The organism is Streptomyces sp. NPDC051183 (assembly GCF_040682455.1).
In the GTDB taxonomy this organism is placed as follows: Bacteria; Actinomycetota; Actinomycetes; order Streptomycetales; family Streptomycetaceae; genus Streptomyces.
The window spans coordinates 85338-105865 of sequence record NZ_JBFBBA010000020.1; the positions used below are offsets into that span (position 1 = coordinate 85338).

The window sequence follows — 20528 nt, forward strand, 5'->3', positions numbered from 1 at the left end:
GGTGTGGCAGGCCCCCTGTGCCCGCGTATGTCTACTGCTTTTCGCAAAAACCGACCAGATCCTGCTCTGCGGGAGTCAGGGTGGGGCCGGGCGTTGGGTTGTTCTGCGCTTCGGCGGCGCGCCGCTCTTCGTCCTTCTTGCAGGCGGAGACCTGGTTGCCGAGCTCGTCGATCTTCTTGCGGGCGCCGTCGAGGCTGCTTTCGCTGATGGTGGCCTCGACCTGCTTGCGCTTGAAGGGCGGCAGGTACTTCAGTTCGATGTCGGGGCGGTCGGTCTCCACCTTGGAGAGCTCCACCGGGCCGAGCTTCTGGCTGATGCCGCGGAAGAGCGCGACGTGTTCGCCCTTGATGCCGACGTAGTACTGGGTCTGCGTCCAGCGCCAGCCCGCGTAGAGGCCGCCGCCGACGACACCGGCGATGATCAGCAGCGTCAGCGTGCGGGTGGTCCACTTGCGCCCTTTGGAGCGGCGCCTGCGCGGGTGGTCGTACGTGTCGTCGAAGCGCGAGTCGTCGTCATACGGCTCGGCTTCGCCGAAGCTCCCGTACGCGCCGCCCTGGTCGCCGCCGTATCCGTAGCCGGGGGCCTCGCCGCTGCCGGGGGGGCCGAAGGCACCGGCGGGCGGGGGGGCCTGGCGGCCGAGGCCGGAGGCACGGCCGGCCGGGGTCTGCATGGCGTTGCCGCCGTCGAAGAGCTGGTGCTGGTTCTCGGCGACCGCGCCGACGACCACCGGGGTGTCGTTCAGCTGGGCGGCGAGGGTGTCCCCGCTGTCCGTGTCGAGGACGTCGGCGACGATGCAGGTGATGTTGTCGGGTCCGCCGCCGCGCAGCGCGAGCTGGATCAGGGCCTGCACGGTCTCGTGCGGACCGTGGTAGTCGGCGAGGGTCTCCTCCAGGGTCTGGTGGGAGACGACGCCGGAGAGCCCGTCGGAGCAGATGAGGTAGCGGTCGCCGGCCCGGACCTCGCGGATGGAGAGGTCGGGCTCGACGATGTCGCCGCTGCCCAGCGCGCGCATCAGCAGGGAGCGCTGCGGGTGGGTGGTGGCTTCCTCTTCGGTGATCCGGCCCTCGTCGACGAGGCGCTGCACCCAGGTGTGGTCCTGGGTGATCTGCGTCAGGAGGCCGTCGCGGAGCAGGTAGGCACGCGAGTCGCCGACGTGGACCAGGCCGAGGCGCTGGCCGGTCCACAGCAGGGCGGTCAGCGTGGTGCCCATGCCCTCCAGCTGGGGATCCTCCTCGACCATGACGCGCAGCTGGTCATTGGCGCGCTGCACGGCCGTCGCGAGGGAGGTGAGGATGTCGGATCCCGGGACGTCGTCGTCGAGCTGCACGAGGGTGGAGATCACCTCGGAGCTCGCGACTTCGCCGGCGGCCTGGCCGCCCATGCCGTCGGCGATCGCGAGGAGGCGCGGACCGGCGTAGCCGGAGTCCTCGTTGCCCTCGCGGATCATGCCCTTGTGTGATCCGGCGGCGAACCGCAGGGACAGACTCATACGCACCTGCCCTGTCGAAGAAGCCTCCGGGTGCAACCGGTCTCGAGCCACACTGCCCACCCTCCGGTCGGGAGCGCGCTCGGGTCCGTGTCCCCGGTGGGACGGACCGCCGCGGCTCGCTCGCTCCGCTCGATCATTCTCGTACTACTTCCGCAGCTCGATGACGGTCTTGCCGATGCGGATCGGGGCGCCCGGCGGAATGGGCGTCGGGGTGGTCAGCCGGGTCCGGTCGAGATACGTGCCGTTGGTGGACCCGAGATCCTCGACGATCCACTGCCCGTCACGGTCGGGATAGATCCTGGCATGGCGGCTGGAGGCGTAGTCGTCGTCCAGCACGATCGTGGAGTCGTGGGCGCGGCCCAGCGTGATCGTCTGGCCGGCGAGGGCCACCGTGGTACCCGTGAGGGTGCCTTCGGAGACGACGAGCTTGGTCGGTGCACCGCGGCGCTGGCGCTGCTGCGGTGGCGCACTCTGGCGGCCGCCCGCCTGCTGCGGGGCGCCGCCTGCGGCGCTCGCGCCGCGGCGGGAGCCGCGCTGCGTGACTCTCGTACCGAAGAGATCGCTGCGGATGACCTGGACGGCCACGATGACGAACAGCCACAGAACGGCCAGGAAACCCAACCGCATGACCGTCAGGGTCAGCTCTGACATTGCCCCCGCTTCACCCTTCGGCTTGTCGGTAAATGATGGTGGTGCTGCCCACGACGATCCGCGAGCCGTCGCGGAGCGTAGCGCGGGTGGTGTGCTGCCCGTCCACCACGATGCCGTTGGTGGACCCGAGATCCTGGATCGTCGGAGGCGTTCCGGTCCGGATCTCACAGTGCCGGCGGGATACGCCGGGGTCGTCGATCCGCACGTCGGCTTCGGTGCTTCGGCCGAGTACGAGCGTGGGGCGCGAGATCTGGTGGCGGGTGCCGTTGATCTCGATCCACCGGCGCATGGTGCCCGCGCCGCCGGAGGGTACGGGTGCCGGTCCGGCGGGGGCCGTCCTGCGCGCACCGGGTCCGCCCGGGGGCGGGCCCGGCGGCATGGGCGGTGCGCCGACCGGGGGGTAGCCGTAGCCGCCGCCCGGCTGGCCCTGGGGGGCCTGCGGGCCGCCGGCGGGGGCCTGGGAGGTGCTGGAGGCGAGGGTGCGGCTGCGGACGCGGTAGAGACCGGTGTCCAGGTCCTCGGCCTTCTCCAGGTGGACCTTGATGGGGCCCATGAAGCTGTAGCGCTGCTGCTTGGCGTAGTCGCGGACCAGGCCCGCGAGCTCGTCGCCCAGCTGCCCGGAGTAGGGGCTCAGGCGGTCGTAGTCGCCGGCGCTGAGCTCCACGATGAAGTCGTTGGGGACGACGGTCCGCTCACGGTTCCAGATGGTGGCGTTGTTGTCGCACTCCCGCTGGAGGGCTCCGGCGATCTCCACCGGCTGGACCTCGGACTTGAACACCTTGGCGAAGGTGCCGTTCACCAGACCTTCGAGTCGCTGCTCGAACCGCTTCAGAACTCCCATGGGGCACCTCCTCCGTCGTTGTCGTCCTGGTACTGCTTACTGATCGTATCCACGCGTGGCGGATTCGGGTGGTTCCCCATCTCTCACGTGCGGAGGAGTGTTGGTCCTCACAAGCGATCGTAGGGGCGCCCCAGGGACAGTGTCCCGCACGCGGAGCGGAGTGCGGGAGGGGCCGTCGTCGAGCGCCGTGGCGGGTGCGGGGAAAGGGATGTGAATCCACCCCGTTCTACGTGCTAATCTTTCGTTCGTCGCCAGGGGAACGGCCCGAAAGGGAAGAACCACTGGGGCGCCGCTCGGGCGAGTGGCGGAACGGCAGACGCGCTGGCTTCAGGTGCCAGTGTCCTTCGGGACGTGGGGGTTCAAATCCCCCCTCGCCCACATGTGAAAGAGCCCCCGCTCCGGAGAAATCCGGAGCGGGGGCTCTTTCGTCGTTCCCGGAACGGGCGCCGGGCGCCCCGAGGTTCGGGGGTGGGCCGTACGACTTTCGTCGTGCGGGGCGCGACGAAAGAGAGCTGTCCGGCGTGCGGGACGGTGTTTAAGGTCGGGCGCGTGGATGCGACGGCGAGGGTGCGTGCGGGCTGGGACTGGCTGAGGGGGCCCGAGCAGTGGACCCGGCGGATGCTGGCGGGGGATCTGGCGCTGGCCGCTGTGCTGGCGTTGCTCGGCGTGGGGGTCGAGGAACTCGACAACGGTTCCGCCGGGCGGATGCTGGCCAGCGCCCTGACTGTGTTCGCTCTCACCCTGCTGCGCCGGCGGCTGCCGGTGGCGACGCTGGTGGTGGGCTCGGCCCTCGGGGCCTATCTGCCCGGAACGTTCCTGGTCACGACGCTGCTGGGCTGGTCCGCGGGGCGGCGGATCGTCGGGGTGGGCCGGGCGCTGGGCGCGTTCACCGCGGCCTTGGCCGCGACGATCGGCTTCACCCTGCTCAAGGACCAGTCGCTGGGCCAGCCGCGGCTGCTGATCGTCTTCGGCACCCTGATGTTCCTGGCGACGACCGTGATGCCGGGTCTGGCCAGCCGTTACTGGTCGCAGCGGCGGACCCTGCTGCGGGCGCTCCAGGAGCGCAACGGGCAGCTGATGCGGGAGCGCGCGATGGTCGCCGGGCAGGCCCGGCTGCGCGAGCGGCAGCGGATCGCCCAGGACATGCACGACAGCCTGGGCCACCAACTCGCGCTGATCTCGGTGCACACCGGGGCGCTGGAGGTCGACCCCCAGCTGACGGAGCGCCAGCGCGAGGCGGTGGGCGTGCTGCGCCAGGCCTCGGTCGCGGCCATGCACGAGCTGCGCGAGGTCGTAGGGATCCTGCGGGACGGGGTGGAGGCGCCGGCCCCGGAGGAGGAGGCGCAGCCCGCCGCCCGGGGGGTCGCGGGCATCGCCGGGATCGTGGAGGCGGCGCGGAGCGCGGGGACCGACGTACGGCTGACGGGTGCGGGAGCGCCGCGGCCGCTGGTCGCCGCCTGCGACCACGCGGCGTACCGGATCGTGCAGGAGGCGCTGACGAACGCGTACAAGCACGCGCCGGGGGCCCCGATCACGGTGGACCTGCGGTACGAGGACGACTCGCTGGTGGTGGAGATCGCCAACGGGCCCGCGGCCGGGCCCGGCACGGGCGAGGTGGTCTCGGGCGGACAGGGGCTGACGGGGCTGCGCGAGCGGGCGCGGCTGGTCGGCGGGATGGTGCACGCCGGTCCCGCCGAGGGCGGCGGGTTCCGGGTGGCCGGGGTGCTGCCCTACGGGGCGGAGCCGGCCGGGGTCGAGGCCATCGCCGACGACTTCGGGCAGCGGCTGCAGGCGCAGGGCCTGAAGGGCGCCCCGCCGATGGACTGGGCGGCGGTGGACCGGGAGCTGACGCGGGGGCGCAGCAGGACCGGGGGTGTCGCGCTGGGCTGCGGAATCGCGGTGGCGGCGGTGGTGCTGCTGGTGATCGTGATCGGGGCCGGAATCCTGTTCCTGGTGGGCACGATGGGCGACGAGATGATCAGCCGGTCGGACTACGACGCCGTGCAGGTCGGCCAGTCGGAGGCCGCCGTCCGCGAGCAGCTGCCCCACGGGGAGGGCATTCTGACGGCGGGGATGAACCGGAAGGGGCCGCCCGTGCCGGAGGGCTCGAAGTGCCTGGTGCTCCTGTCCAAGGAGGGCACGGACCTGTCCACGGACCAGGTTTTCCGGTTCTGCTTCAAGGACGGCAAGCTCGTCGACAAACAGTTTTACGAGGTCAAGAAGTAGGAGCGCGGGTGACGCGGGTGACAGCCAGGGTGATCCGAGTGGTGATCGCCGATGACGAACCGCTGATCCGGGCCGGGATCAGGATGATCCTGACCTCGGCGCCGGACATCGAGGTCGTCGCCGAGGCGGGCAACGGCCGGGAGGCGGTGGAGCTGGCGCGGTCGCACGCGCCGGACGTCGTGCTGCTGGACATCCAGATGCCGGTGATGGACGGGCTGACCGCGCTCGGCGAGCTGGCGCGGGTGCTGCCCGATGTCCGGGCGCTGGTCCTGACCACCTTCGGGGAGAAGGAGAACGTGCTGCGGGCGCTGGGCCAGGGCAGCGCGGGGTTCCTGCTGAAGGACTCGGCGCCCGGTGAGCTGATCGGCGCGGTACGGGCGGCCGCGGCCGGGGACGCGTACCTCTCGCCGGCGGCGACCCGGCACGTGGTCGACCAGCTGGCCTCGGGGCAGGCCGTGGGGCGCGGCGAGGAGGCCCGGCAGCGGGTCGCGGCGCTGAGCGAGCGGGAGCGCGGGGTGCTGGCCCTGCTGGGGGAGGGGCTCTCCAACGCGGACGCGGGCCGGCGGCTGCACATGAGCGAGGCAACGGTGAAGACGTACGTCAGCCGGATCCTGGCGAAGCTGGAGTGCGAGAACCGGGTGCAGGCGGCCCTGCTGGCCAGGGACGCCGGGCTGTAGATACGGTCGGGCCGACTTGATGTCCTTTGATGTCGATCGAGCGGTACGAACAGTACGGGTGGGGGCGGCGCGAATGATTGCAGTACCGGAACAGCGCGTGGTGGCACCGGATGTGACGGGGCGGATACCGGTCGTCGGCGGATTCGCACGGTGGGGTGGGACGGGGGCCGCGGGCGGCCCCGGTGCCGGTGCCGGGTCCCGGGCCGGTTCGCCCAAGGAGGCCGGCAGGGCGCTGCGTACGCGCGTGCCGAGGTCTGCGCACGCCCGCTTCGAGGCCCCGGCCGGACGCCCCGACGCGGTGCGGGCGGTGGAGGAGTCCAACGTCGGGCGGGTCGCCGAGCTGGCGCCGATACGGGTGGGCCGGATGGCCGCCAACCCCTTCGCCTTCCTGCGCGGTTCGGCCGGGCTGATGGCGTACGACCTGTCCGGCGGGCCGGTGACCGGCGTCGGTGCGCAGATCTGCGGGGACGCCCACGCGGCCAACTTCGGGCTGTACGGAGACGCGCGCGGCCGACTCGTCATCGACCTCAACGACTTCGACGAGACCGTGTTCGGGCCCTGGGAGTGGGACCTGAAGCGGCTGGCGACCTCGCTGGTGCTGGCCGGGCGGGTGGCCGGCGCGGACGAGGACACCTGCCGGGCCGCCGCCCTCGACTCGGTGGGCGCCTACCGCCGGACCATGCGGCTGCTGGCCAAGCTGCCGGCCCTGGACGCGTGGAACGCCATCGCCGACGAGGAACTCGTCTCGCACACCGATGCCCGGGACCTGCTGGGCACGCTGGAGCGGGTCTCGGAGAAGGCGCGCAACAACACCTCCGCCCGCTTCGCCGCCAGGTCCACCGAGGCGGCGCCCGACGGGAGCCGCCGGTTCGTCGACGCGCTGCCGGTGCTGCGCCGGGTCGGGGACGGGGAGGCGGCGGCCGTGGCCGCATCGCTGGGCCCGTACCTGGAGACCCTCCAGGGGGACCGGCTGCCGCTGCTGGCCCGGTACGCGATCCACGACGTGGCCTTCCGGGTGGTGGGCACCGGCAGCGTCGGGACCCGCTCCTACGTGGTGCTGCTGCTCGACCACCGGGGCGAGGCGCTGGTCCTTCAGGTGAAGGAGGCCCGGCCCTCGGTACTGCTGCCGCACCTGCCCGCGCTGGGCTTCGCCTCCGCGCCGGAGGAGCACGAGGGGCGCCGGGTGGTGGCCGGGCAGAAGCGGATGCAGGTGGTGTCCGACATCCTGCTCGGCTGGACCACGGTGGAGGGCCGGCCGTTCCAGGTCCGGCAGTTCCGCAACCGCAAGGGCAGCGTGGACCCGGCGGCGCTGGCCGTCGAGCAGTTCGACGACTACGGCCGGATGACCGGCGCGCTGCTGGCCCGGGCGCATGCGCACAGCGCCGATCCGCGGGTCCTGGCCGGGTACTGCGGGAAGAACGAGGAGCTCGACGAGGCGATGGCCGCCTTCGCCGTGGCCTACGCCGACCGCAGCGAGGCCGACCACGCGGATCTGGTGGCCGCGGTGCGGTCCGGGCGGATCGCGGCGGAGGCCGGGGTCTGAGGACCCCGGCGGCGGTGTTTCACGTGAAACCGGCCGATGTTTCACGTGAAACACCCGCGCGATCGGGCCTTAGGCTGGCCGGGTGAGCGAGCAGACAGCCCCCGAAGAGCCCGGCCCCTCCGGCGACGAGCGGCCCGAGGCACGCCTGGAGCGTGCCGTGCGGGCCGCTGAGCAGGCACTGATCGAGTTCGAGATCGCGGTGGAGACCTTCCGTGTGGAGGTGGAGAACTTCTCCCGGCTCCACCACCAGAAGCTCGGCCCGATGTACTCGCGGCTCGACGAGCTGGACGCCCTGATCGCCGAGGCGAAGGCGGCCCGCACCGGGGACGCGGAGGACCTGCGCCTGGCGCGTGAGGCCCGTTCCCTGGTGATGCCCATGCCGGGGGTGGAGGAGCTGTTCCACGACTGGCTGGACTCGGACGGGATCTCCGACGACGCGTCCGCGATGCTCACCGACCGGAGCGTGAAGCCGCCGGAGCGCGTGCGTCCGACGGAGGAGGTACGCCGCCTCTACCGCGAGCTGGTCCGTCAGGCGCACCCGGACCTGGCCCAGGACGAGGCGGAGCGGGAGCGTCGGGACGCGTTCATCGCGCGGGTCAATGCCGCCTACGGGCGGGGCGAGGAGCGGCTGCTGCGCGAGCTGGCCGAGGAGTGGGCGGCCGGTCCGGCACCGGAGCAGGCGCAGCCGAGCGAGAGCGAGGAGCTGTACGCGCGGCTGGAGTGGCTGTCCCGGCGCAAGGAGCTGCTGTCGGTGGTCGCCCGGGAGCTGGAGGACAGCGCGATCGGGTCGATGCTGCGGATGGCGCCCGAGGACCCGGACCGGCTGCTGGAGGAGATCGCGGAGCAGCTGCTGGCGCAGGTCTCCGAGCGCGAGGCGGAACTGGCGGCCATCGCCACCGCGTGACGGCCCTCGGATAGGTTGGCCCTCCTATCTGCGATGAGAGAAGGCGACGTATGAACTTCGGACCGCTTCCCTCGGTGGACGCCGCCGCGGTGCCCTCCGAAGGCTTTGTCCTGGACGTCCGTGAGGACGACGAATGGGCGGCCGGGCATGTGAAAGGTGCGCTGCACATCCCGATGAGCGACTTCGTGGCCCGCTTCGGCGAGCTGACGGAGGCCAATGAGGACGGCGGCCGCGTCCACGTGATGTGCCGGGTGGGCGGGCGTTCCGCGCAGGTCACCCAGTACCTGCTGAACCAGGGCATCGACGCCGTCAACATCGACGGCGGAATGCTGGCCTGGGACGGCGCCGGGCGCCCGATGGTGACGGACGGCGGGAACCCGGCCTTCGTGCTGTAGCCCGGATGCAGCCGTGGGCCCGGCCGTGGCCGTGGCCGGTCTCAGGCGAGGGGGTGGGCGGCCAGCAGGTCGCCCAGCGCCTCCTCGTGGACGGCGGCCGGGCCGAGCTGGAGCTCCAGCTGCTTCGCCCACGCGTGGTAGCGGTGCAGCGGGTAGTCGGTGTCGGCGCCGAAGCCGCCGTGCAGGTGCTGGGCGGTCTGTACGACCCGGCGTACGCCTTCGGAGGCCCAGATCTTGGCCACTGCGACGTCACCGGCGCTCGGCAGCAGCCCGCCCGCCCCGCCGGTCGAGGCGTCGAGCCGCCAGGCGGCCTGCCAGAGGGTGACCTCCATGGCGCGCAGGTCGATGTAGCGGTCGGCGGCCTGGACGGCGACGGCCTGGAAGGTGGCCACCGGGAAGCCGAACTGCTCGCGCTTGCTCGTGTACTGGCTGGTCATCGTGAGCACGCCCTCGCCGAGGCCCAGCGCGAGCGCGCAGGTGCCGGTGGCGAGGAGCTGGCGGAGCCGCTCCCAGGCGTCGGGCCGGTCGACGAGGTGGGCGGCCGGCACGCGGACGCCGTCCAGGGAGAGTTCGGCGAGCCGCTCCCCGCTCGTGGAGTACTGCTCGGCGAGGGTCAGCCCGGCGGTGAGGCGCGGGACGAACGCGAGGACGGCCTCGCCCTCCCCGGAGTGGGCGGGTACGGCGATCCAGTCGGCGTTCTGCGCCCAGGCGACGGCGGTCTGCACCCCGTCCAGGACCCATTCCCCGCCGTCGCTGCGGGCGGTGACGGACAGCTCGGCCGGGTCGTGCCCGGTGCGGCCGTGCGCTGCCGCGGTGAGGACGAGGCTGCCCCGCCCGGCGTCGCGCAGCAGGGCGGACTTCAGCTCGGGACTGCCGTGGGCCTGGACGGCCATGGCGGTGGCACAGTGCTCCAGCAGCGGCACCCGGGCCAGCACCCTGGCGGACTCGCGCAGCACCAGGCACAGGGCGATGGCGTCGAGTCCCGCCCCGCCGTACTCCTCGGCGAGGACCAGGCTCAGCAGGTCGGAGTCGGCCAGCTTGGCCCACAGCCCGCGGTCGAACTCCTCGGCCACGGCCCTCGGCGTGAGCGCGGGGCTGGGCACGCCGTCCGGGGCGACGTCCGCGAACACCGCCTTCGCCGCCTCGACGGCGGCCTGCTGCTCCTCGGTGAAGGTGAAGTCCACTGCCTGTCCTCCCGCGCGCACCGGATTCCGTTCAGGTCTGACGGAGCGTCAAGATAGAACAGGTTCTTGAAAAAGGACAGGCCTCGAAAAAGGACAGGCAGCGCACTCAGCGGTCGAAGTCGATCTCCACTTCCTCCGTCACCGGGTGCGACTGGCAGGCCAGCACGAACCCGGCCTCGGTCTCATCCGATTCCAGGGCGAAGTTGCGGTCCATCCGGACCTCGCCCGTCACCAGGAAGGCCCGGCAGGTACCGCAGACCCCGCCCTTGCAGGCGTACGGGGCGTCGGCGCGGTTGCGCAGCACCGCGTCCAGCAGGGATTCGCCGTCCCGGACCGCCCAGGTGCCGGAGCGCCCGTCGAGCCTGGCGGTGACCCGCCCGTGCGCGGCGGTGGCGGAGGTCGGGGCGGGGGCCGGTGCGGCCGTGTCCTCGACGTGGAAGATCTCCTCGTGGATCCGGGTCCGCACCACGCCCAGGGCGCCGAGGGCCCGCTCCGCGCCGAGGACCAGCCCGTACGGCCCGCAGAGGAACCAGCCCGTCAGGTCGGCCACCGGCAGCAGCGCGGGGAGCAGGGCCGTGAGCCGCTCCTCGTCGAGCCGTCCGGACGGCAGCCCGGCGTCCTGCTCCTCCCGGGACAGGACCGTGACCAGCTGGAACCGCTCGGGGTAGCGGTCCTTCAGGTCGGCGACCTCTTCCAGGAACATCGTCGACGCGGCGGTGCGGTCGCTGCGCACCAGGCAGAAGCGGGCATCGGGCCGGGTCGCGAGCAGCGTGGCGGCGATCGACAGCACCGGGGTGATGCCGCTGCCACCGACGACGGCCGCGTAGTGGGCGGCGGCCGGGGCGGCGACCGGGTCCAGGACGAACCGCCCGGCCGGGACCATCACGTCGAGTACGTCCCCGGCGGCGACCTCCTTGTGCGCGAACGTGGAGAACTCTCCGCCCTCGACCAGGCGCACGCCGACCCGCAGCAGCGCGGGCCCGGGCCCGTTGGCCGCCGGGGCGGGGGAGCAGATCGAGTAGGTGCGCCGGACCTCGGAGCCGCCCGGGGTGCTGCGGCGCAGCGTGAGGTGCTGGCCGGGTGCGTGCCGGTACTCGTCGCGCAGCTCCGGCGGAACGGCCAGGGTCAGTGCCACGGAGTCGTCGGTGAGCGGCTCGACCGCGGCCACCGTCAGCGGGTGGAACGCGCCGTGCCGTGCGGGGCGCGGGGTCACCATCGAGGCTGACGGCGTGGCCGGCGTGGACACAGCCATTTACAGCTCCTTGAAGTGGTCGAACGGTTCACGGCACGCGGCGCAGCGGCGCAGTGCCTTGCACGCGGTGGAGGAGAACCGGCTGAGCAGCTCGGTGTCGGTGGATCCGCAGTGGGGGCAGCGGACCGACAGGGTGAGCGGTACGGGTCCGTCGGCGGCGTGCGGCCGCGGCGGGGCGATGCCGAACTCGGCCAGCTTGCGGCGGCCCTCGGCGCTGATGTCGTCGGTCGACCAGGCGGGGGCGAGCACGGTGCGGACCTGCACCCGGGGTATCCCGTGGTCGGTCAGGACCCGCTCGATGTCCGCGGACATGGCCTCGATGGCGGGGCAGCCGGTGTACGTGGGGGTGAGGGTGACCTCGGCGTGGCCGTCCTCATGCATCCGAACGCCGCGCAGGACGCCGAGCTCGCCGAGGGTGAGCACGGGCAGCTCGGGGTCGGGCACGGAGCCGGCCAGCGCGGCGAGCTCCGCCTCCAGCCGGGTCGTGCCCGCGGTCGCGTCCTGCGCCTCGGCGCCGGTGGTGCGGTCGGTGTACGTCACCATGACGCCCCCGGGTGGCTCCGGTGCAGGTGCTGCATCTCGGCGAGCAGCCGCCCGAACGGCTCGGTGTGCAGGCCCTGGCGCCCGGCCCCGGCCGCCCAGGCGCCGGTGCGCGGGCCCTCGGGCAGTGCGAGCCCGGCCCGCTCCAGTACACCGGTCAGCGAGGCCAGCCAGCGCTCCTCCAGGGCGGCCCAGTCCACGCCGTCGAGTCCGTCCACCGGCTGGAACATCTCGCCGGTGTACTTCCACAGCGCGTCCAGCGCGGTCCGCATGCGGCTGCGGCTCTCCTCGGTGCCGTCGCCGAGCCGCAGCGTCCACTGCTCGGCGTGGTCGCGGTGGTACGCCGTCTCCTTGACCGCCTTGGCGGCGAGCGGCCCGAACGGGCCGTCCCCGGCCGCGAGCATGCCGTAGAGCTCGTGCTGGTAGAGCGAGAAGTAGAGCTGGCGGGCGATGGTGTGGGCGAAGTCGCCGTTCGGCTGCTCGACGAGCTGGAGGCAGCGGAAGGACCGCTCCTCGCGCAGGAACGCCAGCTCGTCCTCGTCGCCGGCCATGGACAGCAGGATCCGGGCCTGGCCGAGCAGGTCGAGGGCGATGTTGGCGAGGGCGACCTCCTCCTCCAGGACCGGCGCGTGGCCCGCCCACTCGCCGAGGCGGTGGGAGAGGATCAGCGCGTCGTCCCCGAGGGCAAGGGCTGCGGAATTCACGACATCGGTGCTGGTCACAGGTGGTGCACCCCCTCGGGGATCTCGTAGAACGTGGGGTGCCGGTACGGCTTGTCGGCGGACGGGGCGAAGAAGGGGTCCCGCTCGTCCGGCGAGGATGCGGTGATCTCGGCGGAGGGGACCACCCAGATCGAGATGCCCTCGCCGCGCCGGGTGTAGAGATCGCGGGCGTTGCGCAAGGCCATCTCCGCGTCGGGGGCGTGCAGGCTTCCCGCGTGCGTGTGCGAGAGGCCGCGCCGCGAGCGCACGAACACCTCCCACAGCGGCCAGTTCTGCGTCATACCCGTGCCTCGCTTTCCGTGACTTCCCGTGCTGCCTGTCCTGCGTGTGCGTGCTTCTCGGCATAGGCCGCGGCCGCCTCGCGGACCCAGGCGCCTTCCTCGTGTGCCCTGCGGCGCTGGCCGATGCGCTGGTCGTTGCAGGGGCCGTTGCCCTTGAGCACGTCCCAGAACTCCGCCCAGTCGATCGCGCCGAAGTCGTGGTGCCCGCGCTCCTCGTTCCACTTCAGGTCCGGGTCGGGCAGGGTCAGGCCGAGCGCCTCGGCCTGCGGGACGGCGATGTCCACGAAGCGCTGGCGCAGCTCGTCATTGGAGTGCCGCTTGATCCGCCAGGCCATGGACTGCGCCGAGTGCGCCGACTCGCCGTCGGGCGGGCCGAACATCATCAGCGAGGGCCACCACCACCGGTCGACCGCGTCCTGCGCCATCGCGTGCTGCTCCTCGGTGCCCTTGGAGAGGGCCATGAGGAGCTCGAAGCCCTGGCGCTGGTGGAAGGACTCCTCCTTGCAGATCCGGACCATGGCCCGCGCATAGGGGCCGTAGGAGCAGCGGCAGATCGGTACCTGGTTGGTGATCGCGGCGCCGTCGACCAGCCAGCCGATCGCGCCGACGTCGGCCCAGGTCAGCGTGGGGTAGTTGAAGATCGAGGAGTACTTCTGCTTGCCCGCGTGGAGCTTGTCCAGCAGTTCGTCGCGGCTGGTGCCCAGCGTCTCGGCGGCGCTGTAGAGGTACAGGCCGTGGCCCGCCTCGTCCTGGACCTTCGCCATCAGGATCGCCTTGCGGCGCAGCGAGGGCGCGCGGGTGATCCAGTTGGCCTCGGGCTGCATGCCGATGATCTCGGAGTGGGCGTGCTGGGCCATCTGGCGGACCAGGGTGGCGCGGTATTCGTCGGGCATCCAGTCCCGCGGCTCCACGCGCTCGTCCGCCGCCACGGCCGCGTCGAACGCCGCCGCGAGCTGCGCGCCGAGGTCCTGCCCCGTTTCCGGGGTCACTGCAACCATCCCGGTCCCCTTGCCAGAGTGTCCGTCCGCCCGACCGACCGATCGTTCGGTTCATCCTCTTCAATGGTGAGACGCAGGCCCGTAGGGTGTCAACCTCTGTGGTCAACCCTGTGGACGCCGGACGATCGGGACGGGATGGATTCGAACGAGCGAGAGCCCGTGGAAACGGCCGCCCCGCCGCTGCGAGAGCCCGTGGAAACGGCCGCCCCGCCGCCGCGGGCGCCCGGTATCGCCGGCCTGTCCGCTCCCTACCGGGTCGCCGCCGCGCTCGCGCTGGGCGCCGTGGCCGTGGCCGCCTGCTGGCACCTGGCGTTGGTCTTCCTGCACGTGGCCCCGAGCAACACCGTCAGCAAGCAGCACGCGCGGACGGTCGACGACTGGATCTACCCCGAGTTCGAACAGAACTGGAAGCTCTTCGCCCCCAATCCGCTCCAGCAGAACATCGCGGTGCAGGTACGGGCCCAGGTGCGCGGCGCGGACGGCGAGCTGGTCACCGGCGACTGGCGCGACCTGTCCGCCGAGGACGGCGCGGCCATCCGGCACAACCTGCTGCCGAGCCATACCCAGCAGAACGAGCTCCGGCGGGCCTGGGACTTCTACACCGGCTCCCACGACGACGACAACAAGGCGAACGGCGAGCGCGGCGAGCTGTCGGAGCAGTACCTGAGGCGCATCGCGCTGGCGCGGCTGGAGCCCCGGCAGCCGGCCGGTGCGGTGATCGTACGGATCCAGCTGCGCTCGGCGACGAAGGCGGTGGCCGCGCCGAAGTGGTCCGACGAGAAGTCCGACACCGAGACGTACTACCGGGAGCTGGCGTGGTGGACGGTGTGAGGGTGCGGGCGTCCGCCTCGCGGGCGCTGGCGAAGGTCACCGGGCAGGCGCTGGGCCCGTACCAGAGCGCCGTGATCCGCATCGGCTTCGCCGGGACCTGGCTGTTCTTCCTGCTGTGGGAGTTCCCGAACCGGCACGAGCTGTACGGGCCCGACGGCCCGTGGAGCTGGGAGATGGCCGAGCGCCTGATCGCCTCCAACCGGGCGTTCACGGTGCTGATGTGGTCGGACTCGACGCTGTGGTTCGAGCTCGTGTACGCCGTGTCGGTGCTGGCGAGCCTGCTGCTGATGCTGGGCTGGCGGGCGCGGGCGATGTCGGTGCTGTTCATGGTCGGAGTGCTGTCGCTGCAGAACCGCAGCGTCTTCATGGGCGACGGCGGGGACAACGTCATCCACCTGATGGCGATCTACCTGGTGCTGACGCGGTGCGCGCAGGTGTGGTCCCTGGACGCGAGGCGGGCGGAGCGCCGCGGATCGGCCTCGGCCGGGGCGGCCGGGCCGGTGCTGTGGGCCGTCCTCGGCGTGCTCTTCGCGTACGGGGCGGTGACGGCGCGCTTCGGGTACGGCTGGCTGGTGGCGTTCGCGGCCGTGTGGGTGGGCACCGCGGTGTGGTGGATGGTCGACCGCTACGAGCCGGCCGGGGAGGGACGGGCGGTCCTCGACGTCCTCGCGAACGTGCTGCACAACGCGGGGATGCTGGTGATCATGGCGGAGGTCTGCCTGATCTACGCGACCGCGGGCTGGTACAAGATCCAGGGGTCGCGGTGGCAGGACGGAACCGCGCTGTACTACCCGCTGGGGCTGGACTACTTCACCCCTTGGCCGGGACTGTCGTCGCTGCTCGCGAGCAGCGGGACGATGGTGATGCTGCTGTCGTACGGGACGGTGGCGGTGCAGGTGGCGTTCCCGTTCACGCTGTTCAACCGGCGGATCAAGAACGTGCTGCTCGCCGTGATGATGGTCGAGCACGCGGGGATCGCGGTGCTGCTGGGGCTGCCGTTCTTCTCCCTGGCGATGATCGCCGCCGACGCGGTGTTCCTGCCGACCGCGTTCCTGGTCCGGCTCGGCGCGCGGGCCGCTCGGCTGAGGCCCCGCCGCGGGGCGGACGCGCCGCCCCCGCCGGACGCCGAGCCCGCCCAGGTGCCGGCGGGCTCCGCCCTGAGCTGAGCCCGCCCGAGCCGATCCGATCCGAGCCCACCTGACCTGACCTGACCTGACCTGACCTGACCTGCGCCGCCGTGCCCGGCCGGGCGCCGTAGGGTCGGGGCATGAGCGAGCAGGGAAGTGCGGACGAGACGGTGCGGCGGTGGCGGGAGGCCGCCGAGGCGGGGGACCTGGTCCTGCTGGACGGATTCCACGCGCTGAAGCACGCCCTGCGGTTCGGGGCCGAGGTACGGATGGTCGTCGCGGACGAGCCCGGCGCGGTACGGGACCTCGCCCGCGAGCTGGCTCCGGACGTGGAGGCCGAGGTGGCCCGGCTGGTGCGCCGGGCGCCGCTCAAGGGGCTGCTGCCCCGCGTGCATCCCACCGGGGTCGCCGCGCTCGCGGTGCGGCCCGCGCGGGAGGCCGGGCGCGCGGCCCTGGCGGAGCCGGACCGCCGGGCGCCGGTCGTCGTGCTCGACAACCCCCGCAACCTCGGCAACGTCGGCGCGGTCGTCCGGCTCGCGGCGGGCTTCGGCGCCACCGGCGTCGTCACCCGCGGCGACCTCGACCCCTGGCACCCGAACGTGGTCCGCGCGGGCGCCGGCCTGCACTACGCCACCACCGTCGACCGGGTCACGCTGGAGACCCTGCCGCCCGGGCCGCTGTACGCGCTCGACCCGGAGGGCGAGGACATCCGCTCCCTCACCCTCCCGGACGACGCCCTGCTCGCCTTCGGCTCCGAACGCCACGGCATCTCGCCCGAGCTGCGTGCCCGCGCCGACCACCTGGTGTCCCTGCCGATGCGGCCGCAGGTCTCCAGCTACAACCTGGCCACCAGCGTGGCCATGACCCTCTTCCACTGGGGCGGGCCGAAGCCGTAACGGCTGTGGCTCCCGCCCCGGCCCCGGCTACGCCTGGCGGCGAACCTCCACCACCCGGAAGCGGTTCGCCACGAACGCCCCGTCGCACAGCGCCGCGTTCGCCGCGGGGTTGCCGCCGGAGCCGTGGAAGTCGGAGAAGGCCGCGGTCTGGTTGACGAACACCCCGCCCGTGAGGTTCAGCGAGAGCTGCGCCGACTCCTCCAGGCAGACCTCCTCGATGGCCCGCTCGGTGTCCGCGGACGTCGTGTACGCGCCGACCGTCATCGCGCCCTTCTCCCGCACCGTGCGGCGCAGCAGGTCGAGGGCGTCCGCCGTGGAGTCCACGGCCACCGCGAAGGAGACCGGGCCGAAGCACTCGGAGAGGTACGGGGCCTCCGGGTCCGGCTTGGCGGCGTCCAGCTTCACCATCACCGGCGTACGCACGACCGCGTCCGGGAACTCGGGGTTCGCGATCTCCCGCGAGGCCAGCGCGACCTCGCCCAGCCCGGCCGCCGCCTCCAGCCGGGCCTTGACGTCCGGGTTGACCAGCGCGCCCAGCAGCGCGTTGGCCCGCGCGTCGTCGCCGAGCAGCCCGCCGACCGAGGCCGCGAGATCGGCGACGACCTCGTCGTACGACTTGTGGCCGGCGTCCGTGGCGATGCCGTCGCGCGGGATCAGCAGGTTCTGCGGGGTGGTGCACATCTGGCCGCTGTACAGGGACAGCGAGAAGGCCAGGTTGGACAGCATCCCCTTGTAGTTGTCGGTGGAGTCGAGGACGACGGTGTTGACGCCGGCCTTCTCCGTGTAGACCTGCGCCTGGCGGGCGTTGTCCTCCAGCCAGTCGCCGAACTCCGTGGAACCGGTGTAGTCGATCAGCTTGATCTCGGGGCGGACCGCGAGGGTCTTGGCGATGCCCTCGCCCGGCCGCTCCACCGCCAGTGCCACCAGGTTCGGGTCGAAGCCGGCCCCGGCGAGGACCTCGCGCGCCACCTTGACCGTGAGCGCCAGCGGGAGGACGGCGCGGGGGTGCGGCTTGACCAGCACCGGGTTGCCGGTGGCCAGGGAGGCGAACAGGCCCGGGTAGCCGTTCCAGGTCGGGAAGGTGTTGCAGCCGATCATGAGGGCGATGCCGCGCGGGACCGCGGTGAAGGTCTTGCCCAGCTCCAGCGGGTCCTTCTTGCCCTGCGGCTTGGACCAGTCGGCCTGCCCCGGGACCCGGGTCTGCTCCTCGTACGCGTAGGCCACGGCCTCCAGGCCGCGGTCCTGCGCGTGGGGGCCGCCGGCCTGGAACGCCATCATGAAGGCCTGGCCGCTGGTGTGCATGACCGCGTGCGCGAACTCGTGCGTGCGGGCGGAGATGCGCGACAGGATCTCGATGCAGACCAGGGCGCGCACCTCGGGGCCGGCGTCGCGCCAGGCGCCGATGCCGGCCTTCATCGCGGGCAGCAGCACGTCGATGTCCGCGTGCGGGTACTCCACGCCGAGCGCCGGGCCGTACGGGGAGACCTCGCCGCCGGTCCAGCCGTCAGTGCCGGGCTGGTCCAGCTCGAACCGGGTGCCGTCGAGGGCCTTGAAGGCGGCGAGCCCGTCCGCCGGCGCGGTCTCGCCGTACGCCTTCGGGTGCTCGGGGTGCGGGGACCAGTAGGCGCGGCTGCGGATGGCGGCCAGCGCCTGGTCGAGGGTCGGCCGGTGCCGCTCCGACAGGAGGGACGCGGGCAGTGCTGCGGCGGACTGGTCGGCGGCCATCAAGACCAACTCCTCGTTGAGCCGGGCGAAAAAGAGCAGACTGGAGTTAGAGTAACCGAACGATCGGTCGGGACAAGAGGGCCCGGCAGACCTGTGGACAAGTCGGTGCGGGAGGATCGGGTCATGACAGCAATCGAGCGGTCCCGCACTGTGGCGGTCGTAGGCGCCGGAACCATGGGACAGGGCATCGCCCAGGTCGCCCTTCTCGCAGGTCACCGCGTGCTGATCTACGACATCAACGCGGCGCTGGCCGCCGACGGCGTCGGCATGGTCCAGGACCGCGTCGAACGGATGGCCGCCAAGGGCCGGCTGGACCGGGCCGAGGCCGAGGACGCGATCGGCCGAATCGATTCGGCCGCCGAGCTGTCCGCCCTTGCCGGGGCCGCGCTCGTCGTCGAGGCCGTCGTCGAGGACGTCACCGTCAAGCGGGCGCTCTTCGCGGCACTCGAAGAGGTGGTTTCGCCGGACGCCCTGCTGGCCACCAACACCTCCTCGCTGTCCGTCACCGAGCTCGCCGCCGGTCTCGCGCACCCCGGCCGCTTCCTCGGCCTGCACTTCTTCAACCCGGCCCCGCTGCTCCCGCTGGTCGAGGTGGTCAGCGGTTTCGCGACCGACCCGGCCGCCGCCGACCGTGCGTACGCCACCGTGCTGGGCTGGGGGAAGACGCCGGTCCGCTGCGCCGACACCCCGGGCTTCATCGTCAACCGGATCGCCCGCCCCTTCTACGCCGAGGCCTTCGCGGTGTACGAGGAGCAGGGCGCCGACCCCGCCACCATCGACGCCGTGCTCCGCGAGAGCGGCGGCTTCAAGATGGGCCCCTTCGCGCTGACCGACCTGATCGGGCAGGACGTGAACGAGGCCGTCACCCGCTCGGTGTGGGAGTCGTTCTTCCGAAGCCCCAAGTTCACCCCCTCCCTCGCGCAGCGCCGGCTGGTCCAGTCGGGCCGCCTCGGCCGCAAGTCGGGACACGGCTGGTTCCTGTACGGCCCGGACGCGAAGGCGTCCGCCCCGCACACCGCCGGCCCCGAGGACGCCCCGGCGAAGGTCTCCGTCGTCGGCGACCTCGGACCGGCCGCCGAGCTGGCCGACCTCTTCGAGGAGGCGGGGATCGCGGTCGACGCCACCCCGCACGGGGGCCCGTATATCCAGCTCCCCGGGGAGGGCCAGCTCGTCCTCGCGGACGGCAAGACGGCGATCGAGTTCGCGGACGTCGTGTACTTCGACCTCGCGCTCGACTACCGCGGCGCCACCCGGATCGCGCTCTCCGCCGGCGAGGACACCAGCGAGCGGACCCTCGCCGAGGCGGTCGGGCTGTTCCAGAAGCTCGGCAAGAAGGTCTCCGTCATCGGCGACGTCCCCGGCATGATCGTCGCCAGGACCGTGGCGATGCTGATCGACCTCACCGCCGACGCGGTCGCCCGCGGCGCGGCCGCGGCCGAGGACATCGACACCGCCATGCGGCTCGGCGTCAACTACCCGCTCGGGCCCGCCGAATGGCACGACCGGCTCGGCCGGGACTGGGCCTACGACCTGCTCCACAACCTCGACGAGCGCTGCCCCGGCGGCCGCTACGCGCCCTCGCTGGCGCTGTTCCGGCTGGGCTACGCCGCCGGTGACGAGGACACGGCCGAAGCGCAGGAGTCGCAGTGACGGCGGCCAGGCGGGACACGTACACGCCCGAGACGCTGCTGTCCGTCGCCGTCCAGGTCTTCAACGAGCGGGGCTACGACGGCACCTCGATGGAGCACCTCTCCAAGGCGGCCGGAATCTCCAAGTCGTCGATCTACCACCACGTCGCGGGCAAGGAGGAGCTGCTGCGCCGGGCCGTCAGCCGGGCGCTGGACGGCCTCTTCGCGGTGCTGGAGGAGCAGGGCGCCGTACGGGGCCGCGCGGTCGAGCGGGTCGAGTACGTCACCCGCCGGACGGTCGAGGTCCTGGTGGCGGAGCTGCCGTACGTGACGCTCCTGCTGCGCGTGCGCGGCAACACCCGTACCGAGCGGTGGGCGCTGGAGCGCCGCCGGGAGTTCGACCACCAGGTCGCGGACCTGCTCAAGGCCGCCGCGGCCGAGGGTGACCTGCGGGCCGACGTCGACATCCGGCTGGCCACCCGCCTGCTGTTCGGCATGGTCAACTCCCTGGTCGAGTGGTACCGCCCGCACCCGGGCACGCCCCCCGACCAGCTCGCCGACGCGGTGGTCAGCATGGCCCTGGACGGCCTGCGCACGAAGCGCTGAGCCACTCGCTGA

The 20528-nt window shown here is 72.5% G+C and carries 20 protein-coding genes and 1 tRNA gene; 11 read left to right on the top strand and 10 right to left on the bottom strand.

What is annotated here, in order from left to right; translation table 11 throughout:
* Positions 1-31: 31 nt before the first annotated feature.
* The 3 genes from AB0M99_RS19415 to AB0M99_RS19425 all read right to left on the bottom strand — a co-directional run bounded on the left by AB0M99_RS19415 (position 32) and on the right by AB0M99_RS19425 (position 2981).
* Complete coding sequence (locus tag AB0M99_RS19415; RefSeq protein ID WP_365921930.1) at positions 32-1489, bottom strand: PP2C family serine/threonine-protein phosphatase; 1458 nt, start codon at positions 1487-1489, stop codon at positions 32-34.
* 144 nt (positions 1490-1633) lie between these two features.
* The gene (locus tag AB0M99_RS19420) at positions 1634-2140 is read right to left on the bottom strand and encodes an FHA domain-containing protein (RefSeq protein ID WP_365921932.1); all 507 of its coding nucleotides are present in this window, start codon (positions 2138-2140) and stop codon (positions 1634-1636) included.
* Positions 2141-2150: 10 nt separating this feature from the next.
* Positions 2151-2981 (bottom strand): DUF3662 and FHA domain-containing protein, encoded by an 831-nt coding sequence (locus AB0M99_RS19425; RefSeq protein WP_365921934.1) that lies wholly within the window; start codon positions 2979-2981, stop codon positions 2151-2153.
* A 295-nt stretch (positions 2982-3276) separates the two neighbouring features.
* On the opposite strand from AB0M99_RS19425, the gene AB0M99_RS19430 reads away from it, so the two are divergent.
* The 6 genes from AB0M99_RS19430 to AB0M99_RS19455 all read left to right on the top strand — a co-directional run bounded on the left by AB0M99_RS19430 (position 3277) and on the right by AB0M99_RS19455 (position 8726).
* Positions 3277-3359, top strand: a tRNA-Leu gene (locus AB0M99_RS19430).
* 171 nt (positions 3360-3530) lie between these two features.
* Entirely contained in the window at positions 3531-5207 is a 1677-nt protein-coding gene (locus AB0M99_RS19435; protein WP_365921936.1) for a sensor histidine kinase, read from the top strand.
* A 17-nt stretch (positions 5208-5224) separates the two neighbouring features.
* Positions 5225-5884: a response regulator transcription factor gene (locus tag AB0M99_RS19440; RefSeq protein WP_365922046.1), complete on the top strand. Its 660-nt coding sequence runs from the start codon at positions 5225-5227 to the stop codon at positions 5882-5884.
* A gap of 73 nt (positions 5885-5957) precedes the next feature.
* Complete coding sequence (locus AB0M99_RS19445) at positions 5958-7427, top strand: DUF2252 domain-containing protein (protein WP_365921938.1); 1470 nt, start codon at positions 5958-5960, stop codon at positions 7425-7427.
* 82 nt (positions 7428-7509) lie between these two features.
* A complete protein-coding gene (locus AB0M99_RS19450; RefSeq protein WP_365921940.1) occupies positions 7510-8331 on the top strand; it encodes a J domain-containing protein in 822 nt (273 codons plus the stop codon).
* A 50-nt stretch (positions 8332-8381) separates the two neighbouring features.
* Entirely contained in the window at positions 8382-8726 is a 345-nt protein-coding gene (locus AB0M99_RS19455; protein ID WP_365921941.1) for a rhodanese-like domain-containing protein, read from the top strand.
* A 41-nt stretch (positions 8727-8767) separates the two neighbouring features.
* Here the strand turns inward: AB0M99_RS19455 and AB0M99_RS19460 are convergent, their stop codons facing one another.
* From AB0M99_RS19460 to paaA, 6 genes are all read right to left on the bottom strand, one after another.
* Complete coding sequence (locus AB0M99_RS19460; protein ID WP_365921943.1) at positions 8768-9910, bottom strand: acyl-CoA dehydrogenase family protein; 1143 nt, start codon at positions 9908-9910, stop codon at positions 8768-8770.
* A gap of 106 nt (positions 9911-10016) precedes the next feature.
* Positions 10017-11126, bottom strand: coding sequence for a 2Fe-2S iron-sulfur cluster-binding protein (locus tag AB0M99_RS19465; protein WP_365922048.1), 1110 nt, complete (start codon positions 11124-11126; stop codon positions 10017-10019).
* A 36-nt stretch (positions 11127-11162) separates the two neighbouring features.
* Positions 11163-11705, bottom strand: a complete 543-nt coding sequence (paaD, locus tag AB0M99_RS19470; RefSeq protein ID WP_365921945.1) for a 1,2-phenylacetyl-CoA epoxidase subunit PaaD — start codon at positions 11703-11705, stop codon at positions 11163-11165.
* Positions 11699-12424: a 1,2-phenylacetyl-CoA epoxidase subunit PaaC gene (gene paaC / locus AB0M99_RS19475; RefSeq protein WP_365921946.1), complete on the bottom strand. Its 726-nt coding sequence runs from the start codon at positions 12422-12424 to the stop codon at positions 11699-11701. Before paaC ends, paaD begins: the two co-directional genes overlap by 7 nt.
* Positions 12421-12705 (bottom strand): 1,2-phenylacetyl-CoA epoxidase subunit PaaB, encoded by a 285-nt coding sequence (paaB, locus tag AB0M99_RS19480; RefSeq protein WP_132758176.1) that lies wholly within the window; start codon positions 12703-12705, stop codon positions 12421-12423. Before paaB ends, paaC begins: the two co-directional genes overlap by 4 nt.
* Entirely contained in the window at positions 12702-13703 is a 1002-nt protein-coding gene (paaA, locus tag AB0M99_RS19485) for a 1,2-phenylacetyl-CoA epoxidase subunit PaaA (RefSeq protein WP_365921948.1), read from the bottom strand. Before paaA ends, paaB begins: the two co-directional genes overlap by 4 nt.
* Positions 13704-13838: 135 nt before the next feature.
* Between paaA and AB0M99_RS19490 the strand changes: the two genes are divergently transcribed.
* The 3 genes from AB0M99_RS19490 (at position 13839) to AB0M99_RS19500 (ending at position 16557) form a co-directional block, all read left to right on the top strand.
* A complete protein-coding gene (locus AB0M99_RS19490) occupies positions 13839-14534 on the top strand; it encodes a DUF5819 family protein (protein WP_365921950.1) in 696 nt (231 codons plus the stop codon).
* The gene (locus tag AB0M99_RS19495; protein ID WP_365921952.1) at positions 14522-15700 is read left to right on the top strand and encodes an HTTM domain-containing protein; all 1179 of its coding nucleotides are present in this window, start codon (positions 14522-14524) and stop codon (positions 15698-15700) included. The genes AB0M99_RS19490 and AB0M99_RS19495 overlap by 13 nt, the downstream gene beginning before the upstream one ends.
* Positions 15701-15801: 101 nt before the next feature.
* Positions 15802-16557, top strand: coding sequence for a TrmH family RNA methyltransferase (locus tag AB0M99_RS19500; RefSeq protein ID WP_365921954.1), 756 nt, complete (start codon positions 15802-15804; stop codon positions 16555-16557).
* 27 nt (positions 16558-16584) lie between these two features.
* Here the strand turns inward: AB0M99_RS19500 and paaN are convergent, their stop codons facing one another.
* Complete coding sequence (paaN, locus tag AB0M99_RS19505; protein WP_365921956.1) at positions 16585-18282, bottom strand: phenylacetic acid degradation protein PaaN; 1698 nt, start codon at positions 18280-18282, stop codon at positions 16585-16587.
* 123 nt (positions 18283-18405) lie between these two features.
* Here paaN and AB0M99_RS19510 point away from each other — a divergent pair, with 123 nt between their 5' ends.
* Positions 18406-19932: a 3-hydroxyacyl-CoA dehydrogenase gene (locus AB0M99_RS19510; protein WP_365921958.1), complete on the top strand. Its 1527-nt coding sequence runs from the start codon at positions 18406-18408 to the stop codon at positions 19930-19932.
* Complete coding sequence (locus AB0M99_RS19515; protein ID WP_365921960.1) at positions 19929-20516, top strand: TetR/AcrR family transcriptional regulator; 588 nt, start codon at positions 19929-19931, stop codon at positions 20514-20516. Before AB0M99_RS19510 ends, AB0M99_RS19515 begins: the two co-directional genes overlap by 4 nt.
* The last annotated feature ends 12 nt before the right edge of the window (positions 20517-20528 follow it).

Excerpts from the sequence above, each read along its gene's own strand:
- AB0M99_RS19415 (WP_365921930.1), bottom strand. The coding sequence starts at position 1,489 with ATGAGTCTGTCCCTGCGGTTCGCCGCCGGATCACACAAGGGCATGATC.
- AB0M99_RS19420 (WP_365921932.1), bottom strand. The coding sequence starts at position 2,140 with ATGTCAGAGCTGACCCTGACGGTCATGCGGTTGGGTTTCCTGGCCGTT.
- AB0M99_RS19425 (WP_365921934.1), bottom strand. The coding sequence starts at position 2,981 with ATGGGAGTTCTGAAGCGGTTCGAGCAGCGACTCGAAGGTCTGGTGAAC.
- AB0M99_RS19445 (WP_365921938.1), top strand. The coding sequence starts at position 5,958 with ATGATTGCAGTACCGGAACAGCGCGTGGTGGCACCGGATGTGACGGGG.
- AB0M99_RS19455 (WP_365921941.1), top strand. The coding sequence starts at position 8,382 with ATGAACTTCGGACCGCTTCCCTCGGTGGACGCCGCCGCGGTGCCCTCC.
- AB0M99_RS19465 (WP_365922048.1), bottom strand. The coding sequence starts at position 11,126 with ATGGTGACCCCGCGCCCCGCACGGCACGGCGCGTTCCACCCGCTGACG.
- paaD (WP_365921945.1), bottom strand. The coding sequence starts at position 11,705 with ATGGTGACGTACACCGACCGCACCACCGGCGCCGAGGCGCAGGACGCG.
- paaB (WP_132758176.1), bottom strand. The coding sequence starts at position 12,705 with ATGACGCAGAACTGGCCGCTGTGGGAGGTGTTCGTGCGCTCGCGGCGC.
- paaA (WP_365921948.1), bottom strand. The coding sequence starts at position 13,703 with ATGGTTGCAGTGACCCCGGAAACGGGGCAGGACCTCGGCGCGCAGCTC.
- AB0M99_RS19490 (WP_365921950.1), top strand. The coding sequence starts at position 13,839 with ATGGATTCGAACGAGCGAGAGCCCGTGGAAACGGCCGCCCCGCCGCTG.
- AB0M99_RS19500 (WP_365921954.1), top strand. The coding sequence starts at position 15,802 with ATGAGCGAGCAGGGAAGTGCGGACGAGACGGTGCGGCGGTGGCGGGAG.
- paaN (WP_365921956.1), bottom strand. The coding sequence starts at position 18,282 with ATGGCCGCCGACCAGTCCGCCGCAGCACTGCCCGCGTCCCTCCTGTCG.
- AB0M99_RS19510 (WP_365921958.1), top strand. The coding sequence starts at position 18,406 with ATGACAGCAATCGAGCGGTCCCGCACTGTGGCGGTCGTAGGCGCCGGA.